The sequence below is a fragment of the Streptomyces sp. NEAU-YJ-81 genome, from assembly GCF_017592595.1.
GTDB classification, from domain to species: Bacteria; Actinomycetota; Actinomycetes; order Streptomycetales; family Streptomycetaceae; genus Streptomyces; species Streptomyces hygroscopicus_B.
This window is the reverse complement of record NZ_JAGFNO010000038.1, coordinates 1-24129: the sequence shown is the minus strand read 5'-3', so window position 1 is coordinate 24129 and position 24129 is coordinate 1. Positions and strand designations below refer to the sequence as shown.

Genomic DNA, 24129 nt, shown 5'->3' with positions numbered 1-24129 from the left:
GTTACCGGCTCCCCTGTTGAGGATCTGTGGAGCATTTCCGATGCCGTCTGCCGTAATTGGATTGCGTAAATGGCGAATGAAGAGACGCTGCGGGACTACCTCAAGCTGGTAACGGCGGATCTGCACCAGACTCGCCTCCGCCTGCAAGAGGCCGAGGCGAAGAACCACGACCCCATCGCGATCGTGGGGATCGGCTGCCGTTATCCCGGGGGCGTTCAGTCGCCCGAGGACCTGTGGCGCATCGTCAGCGAGGGCGTCGACGCGGTCAGCGAGTTCCCGCTGGACCGCGGGTGGAATGTCGACACGATGTACCACCCGGACCCGGACCACCCCGGCACCAGCTATGTGCACGAGGGCGGATTCGTCGACGGCATAGCCGATTTCGACCCGTCGCTGTTCGGCATCAGCCCGCGAGAAGCGCTCGGCATGGACCCGCAGCAGCGGATGCTGCTGGAGACGTCCTGGGAGGCGTTCGAGCGGGCCGGAATCGACCCGGTCGCGGTGCGCGGCCGGCAGATCGGCGTCTTCGTCGGCACCAGCAATCACGATTACCTGGGCGCGATCCTCAGTTCCAACGAGAACTTCGAGGGCTATTTCGGCACCGGTAACGCCGCGAGCGTCGCCTCCGGCCGCCTTTCCTACACCTTCGGTTTCGAGGGCCCGGCCGTCACCGTCGACACCGCCTGCTCCTCCTCGCTGGTGGCGCTCCACCTCGCCGTCCAGGCCCTGCGCAACGGCGAATGCTCGCTCGCGCTCGCCGGCGGCGCGACCCTCATGTGCGCGCCCGGCGTCTTCGTCGACTACAGCAAGATGCGCGGACTGGCCCTCGACGGCCGCTCCAAGCCCTTCGCCCCGGAGGCCGACGGCTTCTGCCTGGGCGAGGGCGTCGGCATGCTGCTCGTCGAGCGGCTGTCGGACGCCCAGCGCAAGGGCCACCCGGTCCTCGCCGTGGTCCGCGGCTCCGCCGTCAACCAGGACGGTGCCAGCAACGGCCTCACCTCGCCCAACGGCCCCTCGCAGCAGCGCGTCATCCTCCAGGCACTGGCCAACGCCCGCCTCAGCCCCGACCAGGTCGACGCCGTCGAGGCCCACGGCACCGGCACCGCCCTCGGCGACCCCATCGAGGCCCAGGCGCTGCTCGCCACCTACGGCCAGGACCGGCCCGAGGGCAAACCGCTGCTCATCGGCTCCATCAAGTCCAACATCGGCCACGCCCAGGCGGGCGCCGGTGTCGGCGGCGTCATCAAGATGGTCATGGCGATGCGGCACGGTGTGCTGCCCAAGACCCTCCACCTCACCGAGCCCACCCCGCACGTCGACTGGACGGCCGGGGACGTCGAACTGCTCACCGCCACCACCGAATGGCCCCAGGACCCCGAGGGCGCGACCCCGCGCCGCGCGGGCATCTCGTCGTTCGGCATGAGCGGCACCAATGTGCACACCATCCTCGAGGAGCCCCCGGCCCTCGCCGCCCCCGCCGAGAGCGGCGAGCCGGAGCCGGAGCGGGCCGAACCGCCCCTGGTCCCGGTCGTGCTCTCCGGCAAGGACGAGCAGGCGCTGCGGGCCCAGGCCCTCCGGCTGCGCACCCATCTGACCGCCCGCCCCGGCCACCGCCTCGCCGACCTCGGCTACTCCCAGGCCGTCACCCGTGCCGCCCTCGACCGCCGCGCCGTGGTCCTCGCGGCCGATCACGACGAGCTGCTCGCGGGCCTCGACGCGCTCGCCGAAGGCCGCCACCACCCCGAGCTGGCCGAGGGGCTGGCCGCCGAGGGCAAGGTCGCGTTCCTCTTCACCGGCCAGGGCAGCCAGCGCCTCGGCATGGGCCGTGAGCTGTACGAGACCTACCCGGTGTTCGCCGAGGCGCTGGACGCGGTCTGCGCCCAGCTCGACCGGTTCCTCGACCGGCCGCTGAAGGACGTGCTGTTCGGCGACGACGCCGCCACGCTCGACCGGACCGGATTCACCCAGCCCGCGCTGTTCGCCGTCGAGGTGGCCCTCTTCCGCCTCGTCGAATCCTGGGGGCTGCGCCCCGACTTCCTCGCCGGTCACTCCATCGGCGAGCTCACCGCCGCCCATGTCGCCGGGGTGCTGTCGCTCACCCACGCCTCCGCCCTGGTGGCCGCGCGCAGCCAGCTCATGCAGCAACTCCCCGCCGGTGGCGCGATGATCGCGGTGCAGGCGTCGGAGGACGAGGTGACGCCGCTGCTCACCGAGCGGGTCTCCATTGCCGCGCTCAACGGGCCCACCTCGGTCGTCATCGCGGGTGACGAGGACGCGGCGCTTGAGATCGCCGCGTCGTTCGAGGCGCAGGGCCGTAAGACCAAGCGGCTCACGGTCAGCCACGCCTTCCACTCCCCGCACATGGACGGGATGCTGGAGAACTTCCGTCAGGTCGCCGAGCGGCTGACCTACGAGGCTCCGAAGATCCCGATCGTCTCCAACCTCACCGGCACCCTGGTGAGCGCCGACGAGATCACCACGCCCGACTTCTGGGTCCGCCACGTCCGCGAGGCCGTCCGCTTCCTCGATGGCGTCCGCCGCCTCGAGGACCACGGCGTGACCACCTTCGTCGAACTGGGCCCCGACGGGGTGCTCTCCGCCATGGCCCAGGAGTGCGTGACCGGCGGCAAGAACCGCACGTTCGCGTTCCTGCCCGCCCTGCGCTCCGGCCGCCCCGAGGCCCGCACCCTCGGCCACGCGCTCGCCCAGGCCCAGGTCCGCGGCGTGCCCGTGGACTGGGCCACGTACTACGCGGGCACCGGCGCCCGCCGCGTCGAGCTGCCCACCTACGCCTTCCAACGGCAGCGCTACTGGCCGGCCAACCCCTTCTCGTACGGCCCCGACCCCGCCGAAGCCGAAGCCGCCGCCCCGGCCGTGGCCGACGCCCGGTTCTGGGAGGTCGTGCACAGCGAGGACCTGGCCGCCCTGGTCGACACCCTCGGCCTCGACGGCGACCAGCCCCTCAGCGAGGTGCTGCCCGTCCTGTCCGCGTGGCGCCGGCGAAGCCACGTCGACACCACCGTCGACGGCTGGCGCTACCGCATCACCTGGACACCGCTGCCGCAGACCCAGGACAAGCCGCTCACCGGCACCTGGCTCGTGATCACCCCCGAGGCGCGCGCGGAGGACCCCTGGGTGGCCGAGTCGCTGCGGCTGCTGGCCGAACGCGGCGTCACGGTCCACGAGATCGCGGTCGATGGCACGACCGCCGACCGCGCCGCCCTCGCCGAGCGGATCCGCACGGCCCTGACCCCGGACCCGGCGCGGGAGACCAGCGGGGCCCCGCACCCCGACGGTGTGCTCTCCCTGCTCGGCCTGGACGAGCGCCCGCACGACCGGCACCCCTCCCTCACCGCCGGACTCGCGGGGACCCTCACCCTCGTCCAGGCCCTCGGTGACGCCGAGGTCGACGCCCCGCTGTGGGCCGCCACCCGTGGCGCGGTCTCCGTCGGCCGCTCCGACCGGCTCACCAGCCCCGACCAGGCCCAGATCTGGGGCCTGGGCCGCACCGCCGCCCTCGAACACCCCGAGCGCTGGGGCGGCCTCATCGACCTGCCCGGGACCGCCGACGACCGCGCCCTCGGGCGGCTCGCCGACATCCTCGCCGGACCCGAGGGCATCAGCGGCGAGGACCACCTCGCGATCCGCCCGCAGGGCATCCACGTCCGCCGGCTCGCCCGCGCACCGCACCACGAGACCACCGGCGACGGCTGGAGCACCCACGGCACCGCGCTGATCACCGGCGGCACCGGAGCCCTCGGCGGCCACGTCGGCCGCTGGCTCGTGGCCCACGGCGCCCAGCACATCCTGCTCACCAGCCGCCGCGGCCCCGACGCCCCCGGCGCCGCCGAGCTGCGCGACGAACTCGCCGCCCTCGGCGCCCAGGTGACCATCGCCGCCTGCGACGTCGCCGACCGCGACGCCCTCGCCGAGCTGCTGGCGACCGTCCCCGCGGACCTTCCGCTGACCACGGTCGTGCACGCCGCCGGAGTACTGGACGACGGTGTCCTCGACGCCCAGACCCCGCGGCGGATGGCCGATGTGCTGCGCGCCAAGGCCGACGCCGCCCGCCATCTGCACGAACTCACCCTCGGACTCGACCTGTCCGCCTTCGTGCTCTTCTCCTCCATGGCCGCCACCTTCGGCGCCGCGGGCCAGGCCAACTACGTGGCCGCCAACGCCTACCTCGACGCGCTCGCCGAACAGCGCCGCGCCGAGGGCCTGCCCGCCACCTCGATGGCCTGGGGCGCCTGGGCCGACAGCGGCATGGCCACCGACGAGCTGGTGGCCGAGCGGCTCCGGCAGTCCGGGCTGCCCGCCCTCGCCCCCGAACCGGCGACCGCCGCCCTGGGCGCCGCGCTCGACCTCGACGAGACGTTCTCCCTCGTCGTCGACATCGAATGGGACCGCTTCGCGCCCGGCCTCTCCGGCCACCGCCCGAACCCGCTGCTCACCGAGCTCTCCGAGGCGCGCCGCGCGATCGAGGCGGCGCGCACCGCCACCGGCGGCCCCGCCATCCCCGGCCAGCCCACCTCGCTGGCGCAGCGGCTGACCGACGCCGGGACCGATGAGGAACGCGACCAGATCGCCCTGGACTTCGTCCGCACCCAGGTGGCCGTCGTCCTCGGCCACCCCGGACCGGACTCGGTGGAGCCCAGCCGCGCCTTCCGCGACCTCGGCTTCGACTCGCTGACCGCCGTCGAGATCCGCAACCTGCTGTCCACCCTCACCGGGCTGAAGCTGCCCGCCACCATCATCTTCGACTACCCCACCCCGATCGCCCTCGCCGATCATCTGCAGGCCGAACTCATCGGCTCCCGCCCGGCGGTGACGGGTGCGTCGTCGGTGGGCGTGGCCCTGGACGACGACCCGATCGCGATCGTCGGCATGAGCTGCCGCTTCCCGGGTGGTGTGCGCTCGCCCGAGGAGCTGTGGCGGTTGCTGGCGTCCGGACAGGACGCGGTGGTCGACTTCCCCGCCGACCGCGGCTGGGACCTGGAGACGCTGTACGACCCGGAGGGCACGGGCGAGCACACCAGCTACGTCCGCGAGGGCGGATTCCTCGCCGACGCCGCCGAGTTCGACCCCGTCTTCTTCGGCATCTCGCCGCGCGAGGCCCTGGCCATGGACCCGCAGCAGCGCCTGCTGCTGGAGACCTCCTGGGAGGCGTTCGAGCGCGCCGGGATCGACCCGACCACGCTGCGCGGTCAGCAGGTCGGCGTGTTCGCCGGTACCAACGGCCAGGACTATCTGCCCGTCATCCTGTCCGCCCCCGATGGCTCGGAAGGCTTCATGGGGACGGGTAACGCGGCCAGTGTGATGTCGGGTCGGGTGTCGTATGCGCTGGGGCTCGAGGGTCCGGCGGTGACGGTGGACACGGCGTGTTCGTCGTCGTTGGTGGCGTTGCACTGGGCGATTCAGGCGTTGCGTGCGGGTGAGTGCTCGTTGGCGCTGGCCGGTGGTGTGACGGTGATGTCGACGCCGGGTTCGTTCGTGGACTTCAGCCGTCAGCGTGGGCTGGCGGAGGACGGTCGGATCAAGGCGTTCGCGGCCGGTGCGGATGGCACCGGCTGGGGCGAGGGCGTCGGCATGCTGCTCGTGGAGCGGCTGTCCGACGCCCGGAAGAACGGCCACCCGGTGCTGGCGGTCGTGCGTGGCAGCGCGATCAACCAGGACGGTGCGAGCAATGGTCTGACGGCGCCGAATGGTCCCTCGCAGCAGCGGGTGATCCGGCAGGCGCTGGCGGGTGCGGGTCTTTCGGCGTCCGAGGTGGACGCGGTCGAGGCCCACGGCACGGGCACCAAGCTGGGCGACCCGATCGAGGCGCAGGCGCTGCTCGCCACCTACGGCCAGGACCGGGCGGAGGGGCAGCCGTTGTGGCTCGGCTCCATCAAGTCCAACTTCGGCCATACGCAGGCCGCGGCCGGTGTCGCCGGTGTGATGAAGATGGTGCTGGCCATCGAGCACGGCATGCTGCCGCAGACCCTCAACGTCGATGAGCCCACCCCGCACGTGGACTGGTCGACGGGCGCGGTGTCGCTGCTGACCGAGGCGCGGGAGTGGCCGGAGACCGGCCGTCCGCGCCGGGCGGCGGTGTCCTCGTTCGGCATCAGCGGCACCAACGCGCACACCATCATCGAGCAGGCTCCCGCGTACGCGGACGAGACCGAGGACACGGCGCCCGCCGCCGCGCCCCGGTCCGGCGTCCCGGCTGCCTGGGTGCTCTCCGCCAAGTCGCCCGAGGGCCTGCGCGACCAGGCCGTACGGCTGCGCGCCCACTTCGACGAGCGCCCCGAACTGGACCTCACCGACGTGGCGTTCACCCTCGCCATGCGCCGTACCGCCTTCGAGGAGCGCGCGGCGCTGGTCGCCGAGGACCGGGACGGGCTGCTGTCCGGCCTGGAGGCGCTCGCCGAGGGGCGTACGGCGGCCGGGCTCGTTCAGGACGCGGTGGCCGGTGGCAAGGTGGCGTTCCTCTTCACCGGGCAGGGCAGCCAGCGGCTCGGCATGGGCCGTGAGCTGTACGACACCTTCCCGGTGTTCGCGGACGCGCTGGACGAGGTGTGCGCCCACCTGGACACGCATCTGGAACGGCCGCTGCGGGAGGTGCTGTTCGGCGACGACGCCGAGGCGCTGGACCAGACCGGTTTCACCCAGCCCGCGCTGTTCGCGGTCGAGGTGGCGCTGTTCCGCCTGGTCGAGGCATGGGGTCTGAAGGCGGACCTCCTCTCCGGGCATTCGATAGGTGAGCTGGCCGCCGCGCATGTGGCGGGTGTCCTCTCGCTCGCGGATGCGGCGAAGTTGGTGGCGGCTCGTGGCCGTCTGATGCAGGAGCTTCCGGCCGGTGGCGCGATGGTCGCCGTGCAGGCGTCGGAGGACGAGGTGCTGCCGCTGCTGACTGAGCGGGTCAGCATCGCCGCGCTCAACGGGCCCACTTCGGTCGTCATCGCAGGCGATGAGGACGAGGCTGTCGCCATTGCGGCGGGCTTCGAGGCGCAGGGTCGCAAAACCAAGCGGCTCACGGTCAGCCACGCCTTCCACTCGCCGCGCATGGACGGCATGTTGGACGCGTTCCGCGCGGTCGCGGAGGGGCTGACCTACGAGGCCCCGCGCATCCCGATCGTTTCCAACCTGACCGGGACTGTCGTCTCTGCCGAGGAGATCGCGACCCCCGACTTCTGGGTGCGCCACGTGCGCGAGGCGGTCCGCTTCCTCGACGGCGTCCGCGCGTTGGAGGCCCAGGGCGTCACCACCTACGTCGAGCTGGGCCCCGACGGTGTCCTCACCGCCATGGCCCAGGACTGTGTGACCGGCGAGGACGCCGCCTTCGCCGCCGTGCTGCGCAAGGACCGTCCCGAGGCCGAGGCGTTGCTGTCGGCCGTCGCGCGGGCGCATGTGCGTGGGGTTGCGGTGGACTGGGCGGCGTACTACGCCCGAACGGGCGCCGCGCAGGTCGAGCTGCCCACCTATGCCTTCCAGCGGCAGCGCTACTGGCCGAAGGTCTCCTCGCTGTTCCTCGGCGATGTGGCCGCGGTCGGGCTGGGCGAGGCCGAGCATCCGCTGCTCGGCGCCAGCGCCGAACTGCCGGACGCGGATGGGATGTTGTTCACCGGGCGGCTGGCGCTCTCCACCCATCCGTGGCTCGCGGGCCACACCATCCTGGACACCGTGCTGCTGCCCGGCACCGCGTTCGTGGAGCTGGCGATCCGCGCCGGTGACCAGGTCGGCTGCGACTACCTCGAAGAGCTGACCCTCGAAGCGCCGCTGGTCCTGCCCGCGCAGGGCGGTGTCCAGCTACGGCTGTCGGTCGGCGCGGCCGACGAGACGGGCCGCCGTCCGCTGTCGCTGCACTCCCGGCTGGAGAGCCTGCCCGCCGAGGAGCCGTGGACCCGGCACGCCGCCGGTGTCCTGGCGTCCGGCGGCCGTCCGGAGGCGTCGTTCGAGCTGAGTGCATGGCCTCCGGCGGACGCGGCCGAGGTGGAGCTGGACGGCCGCTACGAGGGACTGCTGGACATCGGTTTCGCCTACGGCCCCGCGTTCCAGGGGCTGCGCAGGGCGTGGCAGCGCGGCGGCGAGGTGTTCGCCGAGGTGGCGCTGGACGAGGACACGGCCGAGGAGGCCGCCGCGTTCGGGCTGCACCCGGCGCTGCTGGACGCCGCCCTGCACGCCATCGGCCTGGCCGGTCTGGGCAACACGGGCGGGGAAGGGCGGCTGCCGTTCGCCTGGACCGGTGTGTCGCTGTACGCGAGCGGCGCCTCGGCGCTGCGGGTGCGGCTGGCCCCCGCGGGCGCCGAGGGCGTCCGGCTGGAGATCGCCGACACCAGCGGTGCGCCGGTCGCGGCCGTCGAGACGCTCGGGCTGCGCCCCGTCTCGGCCGAGCAGTTGCAGAGCGCGCGCACGTCCTACCACGAGTCGCTGTTCCACCTGGAGTGGACGACGCCGTCCGGGCTCGCCGACGCGGCCGGGGCGGAGGTGCCGGCCGACGGCCGGTGGGCGGTGCTGGGCGCCGATCCGCTCGGGCTCGGGGCCACGGCGTACGGGGACCTCGCGACGCTGGCCGATGCGGTCGCCGCGGGCACGGCGCCCGCGCCCGAGTACGTCGTCGTGTCGCCGTCCGCCGAGACCGGTGAGCGGGTGGCCCGTGCGGCGCACCGCGCCGCCGCCGTGGCGCTCGACGCCGTCCAGCGGTGGCTGGACGAGGAGCGGTTCGGGGACGCCCCGCTGGTCGTGGTGACCCGTGGCGCGGTGGCCGTCGAGGCCGACGAGCCGATGGCGGATCTGGCCGGTGCGGCCGTGTGGGGTCTGCTGCGCTCGGCGCAGTCGGAGAACCCGGGCCGGTTCGTACTGGTGGACACCGATGGCCGGGACGAGTCGCTGCGTGCGCTGCCCGCCGCCCTGGCCTCGGACGAGCCGCAGGTGGCGATCCGCGCGGGCGCGGTGTCCGTGCCGCGGCTGGCGCGGGTGGCCGTGGAGCCGGAGCGGGACGACGCCCGGGGCCTCGACCCCGAGGGCACGGTGCTGGTGACCGGTGCGTCCGGTTCGCTGGGTGGTCTGGTGGCCCGGCATCTGGTGGCGGAGCGTGGTGTACGGCAGCTCCTGCTGGTGAGCCGTCGTGGCGACCAGGCTCCTGGTGCTGCTGAACTCGGCGCCGAGCTGGCCGAGTTGGGCGCGAGCGTGCGCTGGGCGGCGTGTGATGTGGCGGACCGGGACGCGCTCGCCGCGGCCCTCGCCGACGTCCCCGCCGAGCATCCGCTGACCGCCGTCGTACACACCGCCGGTGTGCTGGACGACGGTGTGATCGGCTCCCTCACCCCCGAGCGCGTCGACCACGTCATGCGTCCGAAGGTGGACGCGGCGTGGAACCTGCACGAGCTGACCCGCGACCTGGACCTGACGGCCTTCGTGCTGTTCTCGTCCTCCTCCGGCGTGTTCGGCGGCCCGGGCCAGGGCAACTACGCCGCCTCCAACGTCTTCCTGGACGCCCTCGCCCAGCACCGCGCCGCCCAGGGCCTGCCCGCCACCGCGCTGGCGTGGGGCCTGTGGGCCGGGGCCGGTATGGGCAGCACCCTGGACGAGGCCGACATCGCCCGGATGCGGCGCGCCGGACTGCCGCCGCTGCCGGTGGCGGAGGGCCTCGCACTGCTCGACACCGCGCTGACCGTCCGCGAGGCGTCGCTGGTGCCGATGCGGGTGGACATCGCGGCCCTGCGCACCCTGGCCGCCAGTGGCGCGGTCTCGCCCCTGTTCCGCGGTCTGGTGCGGATCCCGGCGCGGCGCGCGGTGGACGCGGTCGCGGCGGGTGGCGAGACCGGTCTTGCCGGACGGCTCGCCGGGCTGTCCGAGCCCGAGCAGGAGCGACTGCTGCTGGACCTGGTCCGCGGCCAGGTGGCCACCGTGCTCGGCTACGCGGGTGCGGAGACCATCGGTTCCGGGCGGGCGTTCAAGGAGCTGGGCTTCGACTCCCTGACCGCCGTCGAGCTGCGCAACCAGCTCAACACGGTCACCGGGCTGCGGCTGCCCGCCACGCTCATCTTCGACTACCCGGACCCGCAGGTCCTGGCCCGCCATCTGCGCACCGAGCTCGTCGGCACGCGGACCCCGGCGGTGCACACCCCGGTGCCGGTCGTGGCCGCCACCGACGACGAGCCGATCGCCATCGTGGCGATGAGCTGCCGCTACCCCGGTGGGGTCACCACCCCCGAGGAGCTGTGGCAGTTGCTCGCCGCGGGCGAGGACGGCATCTCCCGCTTCCCCGACAACCGCGGTTGGGACCTCGAGGCGCTCTACGACCCGGACCCGGAGACCCAGGGCACCTCCTACGCCCGCGAGGGCGGATTCCTGCACGACGCCGCCGAGTTCGACCCGGCGTTCTTCGGGATCTCGCCGCGCGAGGCGCTCGCCATGGACCCGCAGCAGCGGCTGCTGCTGGAGACGTCCTGGGAGGCGTTCGAGCGCGCCGGTATCGACCCGCTGTCGGTGCGCGGCAGCAGGACCGGTGTGTTCGCGGGCGTCATGTACCACGACTACGGGTCCCGGCTGCACGCCGTCCCGAACGAGGTCGAGGGCTATCTCGGCACCGGCAGCTCCAGCAGTGTGGTGTCCGGCCGGGTGGCGTACACCTTCGGTCTTGAGGGCCCGGCCGTCACGGTCGACACGGCCTGCTCGTCGTCGCTGGTCGCGCTGCACCTTGCGGCGCAGGCGCTGCGGCAGGGCGAATGCTCGCTGGCGCTGGCCGGCGGTGTCACGGTGATGTTCACCCCGGGTACGTTCATCGACTTCAGCCGCCAGCGCGGACTGGCCAGGGACGGCCGCTGCAAGTCCTTCGCGGCCGCCGCCGACGGCACCGGCTGGGGCGAGGGCGCGGGCATGCTGCTGCTGGAGCGGCTGTCGGACGCCCGCCGCAACGGCCATGAGGTGCTGGCGATCGTGCGCGGCAGCGCCGTCAACCAGGACGGCGCGTCCAACGGTCTGACCGCGCCCAACGGCCCGTCCCAGCAGCGCGTCATCCGCCAGGCGCTGGCCAACGCCCGCCTGACCACCGGTGAGGTGGACGTGGTCGAGGCGCACGGCACGGGCACGACCCTGGGTGACCCGATCGAGGCGCAGGCGCTGCTGGCCACTTACGGCCAGGACCGGGACGCGGAGCGGCCACTGTGGCTGGGCTCCGTCAAGTCCAACCTGGGCCACACCCAGGCGGCCTCCGGTGTCGCCGGAATCATCAAGATGGTGCTGTCGATGCGGCACGGTGTGCTGCCGCGCACCCTGCACGTGGACGAGCCGTCGCCGCACGTGGACTGGTCGGCGGGCGCGGTGTCCCTGCTCACCGAGCAGCTGGAGTGGCCGGAGACCGGCCGCCCGCGCCGGGCCGCGGTGTCCTCGTTCGGCATCAGCGGCACCAACGCCCACGCCATCATCGAGCAGCCGCCCGCCCCCGAGCCGAGCGAGCCCGCGGCGGAGCCCGAGGCCCTGCCGTATGTGCCCGTGCTGCTGTCGGCCCGCACCGAGGACGGTGTGCGGGCGCAGGCGCGGCGGCTGCGGTCGCGGATCGCCGCCGAACCCCGGGCCGCCCTCACCGACCTGGGCTTCTCGCTCGCGACGACCCGCGCCGCGCTCGAACACCGCGTCGCCCTGGTCTCCGAAGGCCACGACGACGCGCTGGGCGCGCTCGACGCGCTGGCGCGCGGTGACCACCCGGCGCAGGCGCTGCGCGGTGTCGCCACCGAGGGCAAGGTGGCGTTCCTGTTCACCGGCCAGGGCAGCCAGCGGCTCGGCATGGGCCGTGAGCTGTACCGGACGTTCCCGCGCTTCGCGCAGGCGCTGGACGAGGTGTGCGCGCATCTGGACGGGCATCTGGAGCGGCCGCTGCGGGATGTGCTGTTCGGCGACGACGCCGAGGCGCTGGACCAGACCGGGTTCACCCAGCCCGCGCTGTTCGCCATCGAGGTGGCGCTGTTCCGGCTGGTCGAGGCGTGGGGCCTGAAGGCGGACTACGTGTCCGGCCACTCCATCGGTGAGCTGGCCGCCGCGCATGTGGCGGGTGTGTTCTCGCTCGCCGACGCCTCCGTGCTGGTCGCGGCCCGTGGCCGCCTCATGCAGGAGCTGCCCGCCGGTGGCGCGATGATCGCGCTCCAGGCGTCCGAGGACGAGGTGGCGCCGCTGCTCACCGACCGCGTGAGCATCGCCGCCCTCAATGGCCCGAACTCCGTGGTCATCGCGGGTGACGAGGACGCGGCGACGCAGCTCGCGGCGGACTTCGAAGCGCGGGGTCGCAAGACCAAGCGGCTCACGGTCAGCCATGCCTTCCACTCGCCGCATATGGACCCGATGCTCGCGGACTTCCGCAAGCTGGCCGCGTGCCTGACCTACAACGCCCCGAAGATCCCGCTGGTGTCCTGCCTCACCGGCACCGTGGTCTCCGCCGATGAGATCCGCCTGCCGGAGTTCTGGGTGCGCCATGTCCGGGAGTCCGTCCGCTTCGCCGACGGGGTCCGCACCCTGCGCGACCAGGGTGTGACCACCTTCGTGGAGCTCGGCCCGGACGGGGTGCTCTCCGCGATGGGCGAGGACTGCCTCGCCGAGACGGAGACCGGGACCGAAGGGGAGGCCGGCACCGACGCGGTGTTCGTTCCCACCCTGCGCGGTGGCCGCCCCGAGGCCCAGGCGCTCGCCACCGCCCTCGCCCACGCCCATGTCCGCGGCGCGGCCCCGGACTGGGCGGCGGTCTACGCCGGGCGCGGCGCCCGCCGCGTGGAGCTGCCCACCTACGCCTTCCAGCGCCAGCGCTACTGGCTCGACGTGGGCATCTCCGTCGAGGACGTGATCTCCGCGGGCCTCGGCACGGCCGACCATCCGCTGCTGGGCGCGGCGGTGGAACTCCCCGACACCGGTGGCTTCGTGTTCACCGGGCGGCTGTCGCTGCTGACCCACCCGTGGCTGGCCGACCACGCCGTCATGGACACCGTGCTGCTGCCCGGCACCGCCTTCGTCGAACTCGCGCTGCGGGCCGGCCACGAGGCGGGCTGTGACACGGTCGAGGAGCTGACCCTCCAGGCGCCGCTGGTCCTGCCCGAACAGGGCGCCGTCCAACTGCGGCTGGAGCTCGCGGCGGCCGATGAGACCGGGCGTCGTTCGCTGACCCTGCACTCCCGCCGGGAGGACGTCCCCGCCGACGAGCCGTGGATCCGCCACGCCTCCGGCTTCCTCGCCCCGGGCGAGCAGGCGAGCGAGGCCGAGCAGGTGGACCTGGGCGTATGGCCCCCGGCCGACGCGACGGCCCTCGCCACCGAGGAGTTCTACGAGGGCGCGGCCGCCGCCGGACTCGGCTACGGCCCGGTCTTCCAGGGGCTGCACACCGCCTGGCGGCGCGGCGACGAGCTGTTCGCCGAGATCCGGCTGCCCCAGGGCTTCGAGCCCGAGGCCGCCGCGTACGGGGTGCATCCGGCGCTGCTGGACGCCGCCCTGCACACGCTCGGCCTCGACCCGGAGGGCGAGGAGAACGAAGGGGCGCGGCTGCCGTTCGCCTGGACCGGCGTACGGCTGTACGCCGGGGGCGCCGCATCGCTGCGCGTACGGCTGCGGCCCGGCGCCGACGGGGTGTCGCTGCACCTCGCCGACGGCACCGGCGCCGCCGTCGCCACCATCGACGGCCTGGTGGTGCGCCCGCTCTCGACCGAGCAGCTCGACGCCTCGCGCGCCGCACACCACGAGTCGCTGTTCCGGCCCGAGTGGGCGGCCCTGTCCGCATCCGCCACCGACATTCCGCTCGGCGAGCGCTGGGTGACCCTCGGCGCCGCCACCGGCTCCACGGCCACCGGCTTCACCGTCGCGGGCGAGCGGCTGGACGACTACGCGGACCTCGCGGCACTCGCCACCGCTCTCGACGGCGGCGCGTCCGCCCCCGACGTGGTCGTGGCACCCCTCACCGCCACCGGCGGCGCGGCGTCCCTGCCCGACACCGCGAGGGCCGTCGCCCGGAACACCCTGGACCTGGTCCAGAACTGGCTGAACGACCAGCGGTTCGCCGACACCCGCCTCGTCCTCGTCACCCGTGGCGCGGTCGCGGCGGCCCCCGGCGAGGACATCGCCGACCTGGCCCACACCACCGCCTGGGGCCTGGTCAAGTCCGCGCAGTCGGAGAACCCGGGCCGCTTCGTCCTGGTCGACCTCGACGGCACCGACGCCTCCCAGCGGGCCCTGCCGTCGGTGCTCGCCACCGACGAACCGCAGGTCGCCCTGCGCTCCGGCACCGGCCACGCCTACCGGCTCGCCCGGGTCCCGGCCCGGCCGGACACCCCCGAGCCCGCCACACTGGGCGACCCGGACGGCACCGTGCTGCTGAGCGGCGCCACCGGCGCGCTCGGCGGACTCTTCGCCCGCCACCTGGTGGCGGAGCGCGGGGTGCGGCGTCTGCTGCTGGTGAGCCGCCGTGGTGGCGAGGCACCGGGCGCGGCCGAACTCGCCGCCGAACTGGGCGAGATGGGCGCCGAGGCCACCTGGGCGGCCTGTGACACCGCCGACCGGGACGCCCTGGCCGCCACCCTCTCGGCGATCCCGGCAGCGCATCCGCTGACCGCCGTGGTGCACACCGCGGGCGTCCTGGACGACGGTGTGATCAGCTCGCTGACCGGTGAGCGGATCGACACCGTGCTGCGCCCCAAGGTGGACGCGGCGTGGAACCTCCACGAGCTGACCCGCGAGCTGGACCTGGCCGCGTTCGTGCTCTTCTCCTCGGCCGCCGGTGCCTTCGGCAGCTCGGGACAGGGAAACTACGCCGCGGCCAACACCTTCCTGGACGCACTCGCCCAGCACCGCCACGCCCAGGGCCTGCCCGCGAGCTCGCTCGCCTGGGGCCTGTGGGCGGCGGCCGACGGCATGGCCGGAAGCCTCGACGCCTCCGATGTGACCCGCATCTCGCGCGGTGGCTTCGCGGCGCTCCCGCAGGACGAGGGCCTGGCCCTGTTCGACCTGTCGGGCACCCTGCCTGAGGCCGTGCTCGTCCCGATCCGCATCGACACGGGCGCGCTGCGCGGCCAGGCCGCCGCAGGGCTGCTGCCGCCGCTGCTGCGCGGCCTGGTCCGCACCCCCGTACGGCGCTCCGCCGACACCGGCGCCACCGGTGCCGGGGCCCTGGCCGACTCGGGCGCGGGCTCGCTCGCCGAACGGCTCTCCGGGCTCTCGGAGACCGAACGCGACCGGGAGCTGCTGGAGGTCGTCCGGAGCCATGTGGCGGCCGTCCTCGGCTACGCCACCCCGGACGACGTGGACGCCGGCCGCGGCTTCCTCGACCTCGGCTTCGACTCGCTCACCGCCGTGGATCTGCGCAACCGACTGGGCGCCGCCGCCGGGCTGCGCCTGCCGGTCACGCTGATCTTCGACTACCCGACGCCCACCGCGCTCGCCGGGTATCTGCGCGAGGAACTGGGCTTGGACGGCGCGGCCGGACACCCGCCCGTACACGCGGAACTCGACAAGCTCGAGGCGATCCTCGCCACGATCGCCCCGGACGACATCGAGCGCCCCGGCATCACCACCCGCCTGCGCGACCTCCTGTCGAAGTGGAATGAAACGCAAAGTGCTACGGACAGCACCGCAGAAGACCGTGAAATCCAGTCCGCTACGGCAGACGAGATCTTCGATCTCCTCGACGACGAGCTCGGGCTCTCCTGACCAGCTCCACAAGAGCTCATCGACTCATCTCAGCACCGCGGGGACGGCGTAATGGCGACGGCGAACGAAGAGAAGTACCTCGACTACCTCAAGCGGGCCACCACCGACCTGCGCGAGGCGCGGCGGCGGCTGCGCGAGGTCGAGGAGCGTGAGCAGGAGCCGATCGCCATCGTCGCGATGAGCTGCCGCTACCCCGGCGGGGTCAGCACCCCCGAGGAGCTGTGGGAGCTCGTCGCCCGCGGCGGTGACGCGGCCACGCCGTACCCCACCAACCGCGGCTGGGCCACCGACGTCCTCTTCGAGCCGGACCCGGACAGCGGCCAGGAGCCGTACGTCCACGAGGGCGGCTTCCTGCACGACGCGGCCGACTTCGACCCCGCGTTCTTCGGCATCTCGCCGCGCGAGGCGCTCGCCATGGACCCGCAGCAGCGGCTGCTGCTGGAGACCTCCTGGGAGGCGTTCGAGCGCGCGGGCATCGACCCGACCTCGCTCCAGGGCAGCCAGACCGGTGTGTTCGCGGGCGTGATGTACCACGACTACGCCTCCCGGCTGTTCTCCGCGCCCGAGGACGTCGAGGGCTTCCTCGGCAACGGCAGCTCCGGCTCCATCGCCTCCGGCCGCGTCGCCTACACCTTCGGCCTGGAGGGGCCGGCCGTCACCATCGACACGGCCTGCTCCTCCTCCCTGGTCGCCCTGCACTTCGCCGCGCAGGCGCTGCGCCGCCGGGAGTGCTCGCTGGCCCTGGCCGGCGGTGTCACGGTCATGTCCACCCCCGGCACCTTCACCGAGTTCAGCCGCCAGCGCGGACTCGCCGCCGACGGCCGCTGCAAGTCCTTCGCGGCCGCCGCGGACGGCACCGGCTGGGGCGAAGGCGCCGGAATGCTGCTGCTGGAGCGGCTCTCCGACGCCCGCGCCAACGGCCACCAGGTGCTCGCCCTCGTCCGCGGCAGCGCCATCAACCAGGATGGCGCCAGCAGCGGCCTGACCGCGCCGAACGGCCCCTCGCAGCAGCGCGTCATCCGCCAGGCCCTGGCCTCCGCCCGGCTCTCCGCCGGGCAGATCGACGTGGTCGAGGCGCATGGCACGGGCACCACGCTCGGCGACCCGATCGAGGCACAGGCCCTGCTCGCCACGTACGGGCGCAACCACACCGAGGACCAGCCGCTGTGGCTGGGCTCCATCAAGTCCAACATCGGGCACACGCAGGCCGCCGCGGGTGTCGCGGGCATCATCAAGATGGTCATGGCGATGCGCCACGGGACGCTTCCGCGGACCCTGCACGTCGACCAGCCCACCCCCAACGTCGACTGGTCGGCCGGCGCCGTCTCGCTGCTCACCGAGGGGCGCGCCTGGCCCGACACCGACCAGCCGCGCCGGGCCGCGGTGTCCTCGTTCGGCATCAGCGGCACCAACGCGCACACCATCCTGGAGCAGGCGCCCGAGCCGGACGCCGAGGAGCCGCAGACCGCGAAGACGGCCGATGACGGCGCCCCCGCCGAGGCCCGCGCCGCCGCCGCGCTGCCGCTGTGGACCGTGGCGGCCAAGAGCCGCCCCGCGCTGCGCGCCCAGGCCGCGAACCTGCGCGCCCACCTCGAGGCCCACCCCGAACTGCGCCTCACCGACGTCGGCTTCTCGCTGGCCATCGGCCGGGCGGCCTTCGACCACCGGGCGGCCATCGTCGCCGACGACCGCGAGGGCCTGATACGGGCCCTCGACGCACTCTCCCGCGAGGAGCCCGCGACCGGGCTGGTCGAGGGGAGGGTCACCGGCGGCAAGGTGGCGTTCCTGTTCACGGGGCAGGGGAGCCAGCGGCTGGGGATGGGGCGTGAGCTGTACGACGCCTATCCGGTGTTCGCCGAGGCTCTGGACGCGGTGTGCGCGGAGCTGGACCAGCATCTTGAGCGGCCTTTGAAGGACGTGCTGTTCGGGGCCGATGCTGAGGCGTTGGATCGGACGGGCTTCACTCAGCCCGCGTTGTTCGCGGTCGAGGTGGCGCTGTTCCGGCTGGTGGGGGCGTGGGGGCTGCGGCCCGACTTCCTCTCCGGGCATTCGATCGGTGAGTTGGCCGCCGCGCATGTGGCGGGTGTGCTGTCGCTGGCGGATGCGTCGAAGTTGGTGGCGGCGCGTGGGCGTTTGATGCAGGAGCTTCCGGCGGGTGGCGCGATGATCGCGGTGCAGGCGTCGGAGGACGAGGTGCTGCCGCTGCTCAACGAGCGGGTCTCGATCGCCGCGCTGAACGGCCCGACGTCGGTGGTCATCGCGGGTGACGAGGACGCGGCGGTGGAGATCGCGTCGTCGTTCGAGGCGCAGGGTCGTAAGACCAAGCGCCTCACGGTCAGCCATGCGTTCCACTCGCCGCGTATGGACGGGATGCTGGAGGCGTTCCGGCAGGTGGCGCAGGGGCTGTCGTATGAGGCTCCGAAGATCCCGATCGTGTCGAATCTGACCGGTGGCGTGGTGTCTGCCGAGGAGATCACGACCCCCGACTTCTGGGTGCGCCACGTCCGCGAGGCCGTCCGCTTCCTCGACGGCGTACGGACGCTGGAGGAGCGCAACGTCACGAAGTTCGTCGAACTGGGCCCGGACGGTGTGCTCACCGCCATGGCCCAGGACTGCCTGACCCGCGACGACGCCACCCTTGTGTCCGCACTGCGCTCCGGCCGCCCGGAGCTCCAGAGCCTGGCCACCGCCGTCGCCGGAGCCCATGTCCACGGTGTCTCCCCGGACTGGACCGCCGTGTTCGCCGGGACGGACACGGCCCGTACGGACCTTCCGCTCTACCCCTTCCAGCGCGACACCTACTGGCTCGACACCGGCTACTGGGCGGGCGACATGGTGTCCGCCGGGCTCGGCGCGGCCGACCACCCGCTGCTGGGTGCCGCGGTGGCGCTCGCCGACTCCGACGGCTTCCTCTACACCGGCCGTCTCGCCCTGGACACCCATCCGTGGCTGGCCGATCACGCGGTGGCGGGCTCGGTGCTGCTGCCCGGCACGGCCTTCGTGGAGCTGGCGATCCGCGCCGGTGACCAGGTCGGCTGCGATCTGCTGGAGGAGCTGACGCTGGAGGCGCCGCTGGTGCTTCCCGAGGTGGGCGGTGTCCAGCTCCAGCTTTCGGTGGGCGCGCCCGACGGTTCGGGGCGGCGCGCGCTGACGGTGTACTCGCGGCACGAGGACGCGGCGGTCGACGAGCCGTGGGTGCGGCATGCGTCGGGTGTGCTGGGTTCGGGCGCGCCCGCGGCGTCGTTCGACCTGGCGGCGTGGCCTCCGGCGGGGGCGTCGGCGCTGCCCGTCGAGGGTCTGTACGAGGGTCTGGCCGAGGCGGGGCTGACGTACGGCCCGGTGTTCCAGGGGCTGACGTCCGCCTGGCGGGTCGGTGACGAGGTCTACGCCGAGCTGGAGCTGCCGGAGGACGCGCGGTCCGAGGCGGGGCTGTTCGGTCTGCATCCGGCGCTGCTGGACTCGGCGCTGCATGCGGTGGGTCTTGGTGGTCTGATCGAGGGTGCGGACGGGGCGCGGCTGCCGTTTGCGTGGGCTGGTGTGTCGTTGCACGCGGTGGGTGCTTCGGTGCTGCGGGTGCGGTTGTCGGCGGCCGGTGCGGACGCGGTGTCGCTGGCGGTGGCCGATGGCGCCGGGCGTGCCGTCCTGTCGGTGGACTCGCTGGTGCTGCGGCCGGTGTCCGTCGAGCAGATCCAGGGCGCACGGGGCGGCCGTCAGGAGTCGCTGTTCCGGCTCGACTGGGCCGAGGTATCCGCCCAGGGCCCGGCGGGACGCTGGGCCCTGCTGGGATCCGACGCGCTCGACCTGGCGTCGACCGGGCAGCGGTTCGACACCTACGCCGACCTGGACGCGCTGGCCACGGCGGTCGAGTCCGGCGCGGCGCTGCCGGATGACGTGGTGGTCGCCCTTCAAGCCCGTCCGGCGATTGAGGACCGGGGTCCTGGGGCGGAGCCCCAGGTTGCGGGAAGGGGCGGGATAGGAGAAAGCTCCTCACCCGCCGACGCGGTGCACCGCGCCACCGCCCAGGCGCTGAGCCTGCTGCAACAGTGGCTGAATGACGACCGCTTCACGAACTCGCGCCTGGTCCTGCTGACCTCCGGTGCCGTGGCCGCCGGTGCGGACGAGCCGGTGGCCGATCTGACCCATGCCGCCGTCTGGGGCCTGGTGCGCTCCGCCGAGTCGGAGAACCCCGGCCGGTTCGTCCTGGTCGACGTCGATGGCGCGGCCGATTCGCTGAGGGCGGTGCCGGACGCGCTGGCGTCGGGTGAACCGCAGGTGGCCGTACGGGACGGGGTGCTGCGGGCGCCGCGCCTGGCGCGCGCCGCCGCCGCGAGCTCGGGCTCCGGGGAGGACGCGCCGGAGTTCGACGCCGACGGCACGGTGCTGGTCACCGGTGCGAGCGGCACGCTGGGCGCTCTGTTCGCCCGCCACCTGGTGGCGGAGCGTGGCGTACGGCGCCTGCTGCTGGTAAGCCGTCGTGGTGGCGAGGCTCCGGGCACGGCCGAACTCAGCACGGAATTGGCCGAGTTGGGCGCCGAGGTGCGATGGGCGGCGTGTGATGTCGCCGACCATGGCGCGCTGGCCGAGGCGCTGGCGGCCATTCCGGCCGGGCATCCGCTGACGGCCGTGGTGCATACGGCCGGTGTGCTGGATGACGGTGTGATCGGTTCGCTGACGCCGGAGCGGCTGGAGCGGGTGCTGCGTCCGAAGGTGGACGCCGCCTGGAACCTGCACGAGCTGACCCGCGACCTCGACCTGTCCGCGTTCGTTCTCTTCTCGTCCGCCGCCGGTGTCTTCGGTGCCGCGGGGCAGGGCAACTACGCCGCCGGCAACGCCTATCTGGACGCGCTCGCCCAGCACCGTACGGCGCTCGGCCTGCCCGGAACGTCCCTGGCCTGGGGCCTGTGGGCCGCCGAATCCGGTGGTATGGCCGGTGAGCTGGACCAGGCCGATGTGTCCCGGATGAGCCGGGGCGGTGTCGCCGCGCTCGCCACCGACGAGGGCAAGGAACTGTTCGACGCGGCCGGACGGGCGGGCGAGGCCCTGCTCGTCCCGGTGCGGCTGGACCTGGCGGCGGCACGGGCCGAGGCGGCGTCCACCGGTGTGGTGGCCCCGCTGATGTCCGGGCTGGTGCGCGTCCCGGCGCGGCGTACGGCGGAGGGCTCCGCCGGAACGGGCGCCCTGGCACAGCGGCTGGCCCGTCTGAACGAGACCGAGCGGCTGGAGACGCTGCTGGAGCTGGTCCGTACCCAGGTCGCCGCCGTCCTGGGCTATGGCACCGCCGACTCCGTCGACCCCGACCGCGCCTTCCGCGACCTGGGCTTCGACTCGCTGACCGCCGTCGAACTGCGCAACCGCCTGAACGCGGTCACCGGGATGCGGCTCCCCGCCACCCTGGTCTTCGACTATCCGACCTCCCTCGTCCTGGCCGAACACCTCAGGGACGAACTGGCGGGCACCGGCGCCCGGTCGGGCCTGCCCGTCCAGGCCGTGGGCGCCATCGACGACGAGCCGATCGCCATCGTCGGCATGAGCTGCCGCTTCCCGGGCGGGGTGCGCACCCCCGAGGACCTGTGGCGGCTGCTGTCCGCCGGCCAGGACGCGATCTCCGGCTTCCCCGTCGACCGTGGCTGGGACCTGGACGCGCTCTACCACCCGGACCCGGAGCACCCCGGCACCTCGTACACCCGCGAGGGCGGTTTCCTCCACGACGCCGCCGACTTCGACCCCACCTTCTTCGGGATCTCGCCGCGCGAGGCGCTGGCGACGGACCCGCAGCAGCGGTTGCTGCTGGAGACGTCGTGGGAGGCGTTCGAGCGCGCGGGCATCGACCCGGCCACGCTGCGCGGCAGCCGTACCGGTGTCTTCGCGGGCGTGATGTACCACGACTACGCCACGCTGGTGGAGCAGGCCCCGGACGGCGGCGGCGAGGGCGCGATCGGCTCCGGCAGCACTGGCTCCATCGCCTCCGGCCGCGTCGCCTACGCCCTCGGCCTGGAGGGCCCGGCCGTCACCGTCGACACGGCGTGTTCGTCGTCGCTGGTGGCGCTGCACTGGGCGATCCAGGCGCTGCGCTCGGGTGAGTGCACGATGGCGCTGGCCGGTGGTGTCACGGTGATGGCGACTCCCGGCACGTTCGTCGGCTTCAGCCGCCAGGGCGGCCTGTCCGCCGACGGCCGCTGCAAGGCGTTCTCGGCGGACGCGGACGGCACGGGCTGGGCCGAGGGCGCGGGCATGCTGCTGGTCGAGCGGCTGTCGGACGCGCGCAAGAACGGTCACCCGGTGCTGGCCGTGGTGCGCGGCAGCGCGGTGAACCAGGATGGTGCGTCCAATGGTCTGACGGCGCCGAACGGCCCGTCCCAGCAGCGCGTCATCCGGCAGGCGCTGGCCGCCGCCGGGCTGTCGGTCGGCGATGTGGACGCGGTCGAGGCACACGGTACGGGCACGACGCTGGGCGACCCGATCGAGGCGCAGGCGCTGCTCGCCACGTACGGCCAGGAACGGGACGCGGAGCGGCCGTTGCTGCTCGGCTCCATCAAGTCGAACATGGGCCACACCCAGGCCGCCGCCGGTGTCGCGGGTGTGATGAAGATGATCCTCGCCATGCGGCACGGGGTGCTTCCGAAGACCCTGCACGCCGACGAGGCGTCGCCGCATGTGGACTGGTCGGCGGGCGCGGTCGCGTTGCTGACGGATCAGGTGGAGTGGCCGGAGACCGGCCGTCCGCGCCGCGCGGGCGTGTCGTCGTTCGGCATCAGCGGCACCAATGTGCACACCATCATCGAGCAGGCGCCGGAGGTGGAGGCGGCGGAGGCTCCGTCGGCTTCCGCTGTCCCGCCCGCCGTGGTGCCGTGGGTGCTGTCGGGGCGGGATGCGGCTGCGCTGCGGGACCAGGCCGAGCGGCTGGTCGCCCATGCGACGGACCGGCCCGAGCTGGACGCGGTCGACCTGGGCTACTCGCTGGCGACCGGCCGATCGGCGTTCGACCACCGTGCGGTGGTGGTGGCCGAGGACCGGGATGGGCTGCTGAAGGCTCTGCGGGCGCTGGCCGAGGGACGTCGCGCTGCGGCGCTCGTTCAGGGTTCGGTGGCCGGTGGCAAGGTGGCGTTCCTGTTCACGGGGCAGGGGAGTCAGCGGCTGGGGATGGGGCGTGAGCTGTATGACGCCTATCCGGTGTTCGCGGAGGCGCTGGACGCGGTCTGCGATGAGCTGGACCAGCATCTTGAACGGTCTTTGAAGGGCGTCCTGTTCGGGGACGATGCTGAGGCGCTGGATCAGACGGGGTTCACTCAGCCTGCGCTGTTCGCGGTTGAGGTGGCGTTGTTCCGGCTGGTCGAGGCGTGGGGTCTGCGTGCGGACTTCCTGTCGGGTCACTCGATTGGTGAGCTGGCTGCCGCGCATGTGGCGGGTGTGTTGTCGCTGGCGGATGCGGCGCAGTTGGTGGCGGCTCGTGGGCGGTTGATGCAGGAGCTTCCGGCGGGTGGCGCGATGGTCGCGGTGCAGGCGTCGGAGGAGGAGGTGTTGCCGCTGCTGACTGAGCGGGTCAGCCTCGCAGCGCTCAACGGGCCGACCTCCGTGGTCATCGCGGGTGACGAGGACGTGGCGCTGGAGATTGCCGCGTCGTTCGAGGCGCAGGGTCGGAAGACCAAGCGGCTCACGGTCAGCCATGCGTTCCACTCGCCGCGTATGGACGGGATGCTGGAGGCGTTCCGCGAGGTGGCCGAGGGGCTGACGTACGAGGCCCCGCGCATCCCGATCGTCTCCAACCTCACCGGTTCCGTCGTCTCCGCCGAGGAGATCACGACGGCCGACTTCTGGGTGCGCCACGTCCGCGAAGCCGTCCGCTTCCTCGACGGTGTGCGAACCCTTGAGGCGCAGGGCGTCTCCACGTTCGTCGAGCTGGGTCCGGACGGTGTGCTCACCGCCATGGCCCAGCAGTGTGTGACCGGCGAGGACGCCGCGTTCGCGGCCGTGCTGCGCAAGGACCGTCCCGAGGCCAAGACGCTGACCACCGCCGTCGCCCGGGCCCATGTCCGTGGTGTGGCGGTCGACTGGGACGCCGTCTTCGGCGGTACCGGCGCGGCTCGGGTCGAGCTGCCCACGTACGCCTTCCAGTACGCGCGCTACTGGCCCGAGCTCCCGGCCGCTGCCCTGGGCGGTACGGCCGGGCTGGGGCTGGCGACCGTCGACCATCCGCTGGTCGGGGCCGCCGTGCCGCTGGCCGGTGGTGAGGGGCTGCTGCTCACGGGCCGACTGGGACTCGACACGCATCCGTGGCTGCTCGACCACGCCGTGATGGGTTCGGTGTTGCTGCCGGGTACGGCTTTTGTGGAGCTGGCGGTTCGCGCGGGTGACCAGGTCGGTTGTGACCAGGTCGAGGAGTTGACGCTGGAGGCGCCGCTGGTGCTTCCCGAGGTGGGAGGCGTTCAGCTTCAGCTTTCGGTGGGTGCGCCGGATGGCTCCGGT

The 24129-nt window shown here is 73.3% G+C and carries 2 protein-coding genes; both read left to right on the top strand.

All coding sequences use genetic code 11. From position 1 onward, the window contains the following. Positions 1-69: 69 nt before the first annotated feature. Complete coding sequence (locus tag J5X86_RS43920; protein ID WP_208522221.1) at positions 70-15666, top strand: type I polyketide synthase; 15597 nt, start codon at positions 70-72, stop codon at positions 15664-15666. A 51-nt stretch (positions 15667-15717) separates the two neighbouring features. Continuing rightward, positions 15718-24129, top strand: an 8412-nt coding sequence (locus J5X86_RS43915; protein WP_208522220.1) for a type I polyketide synthase, incomplete at its 3' end; no start/stop codon positions are given.

What these genes read in the sequence shown, in the direction of transcription:
- J5X86_RS43920 (WP_208522221.1), top strand. Translation starts at nt 70, where the DNA reads ATGGCGAATGAAGAGACGCTGCGGGACTACCTCAAGCTGGTAACGGCG.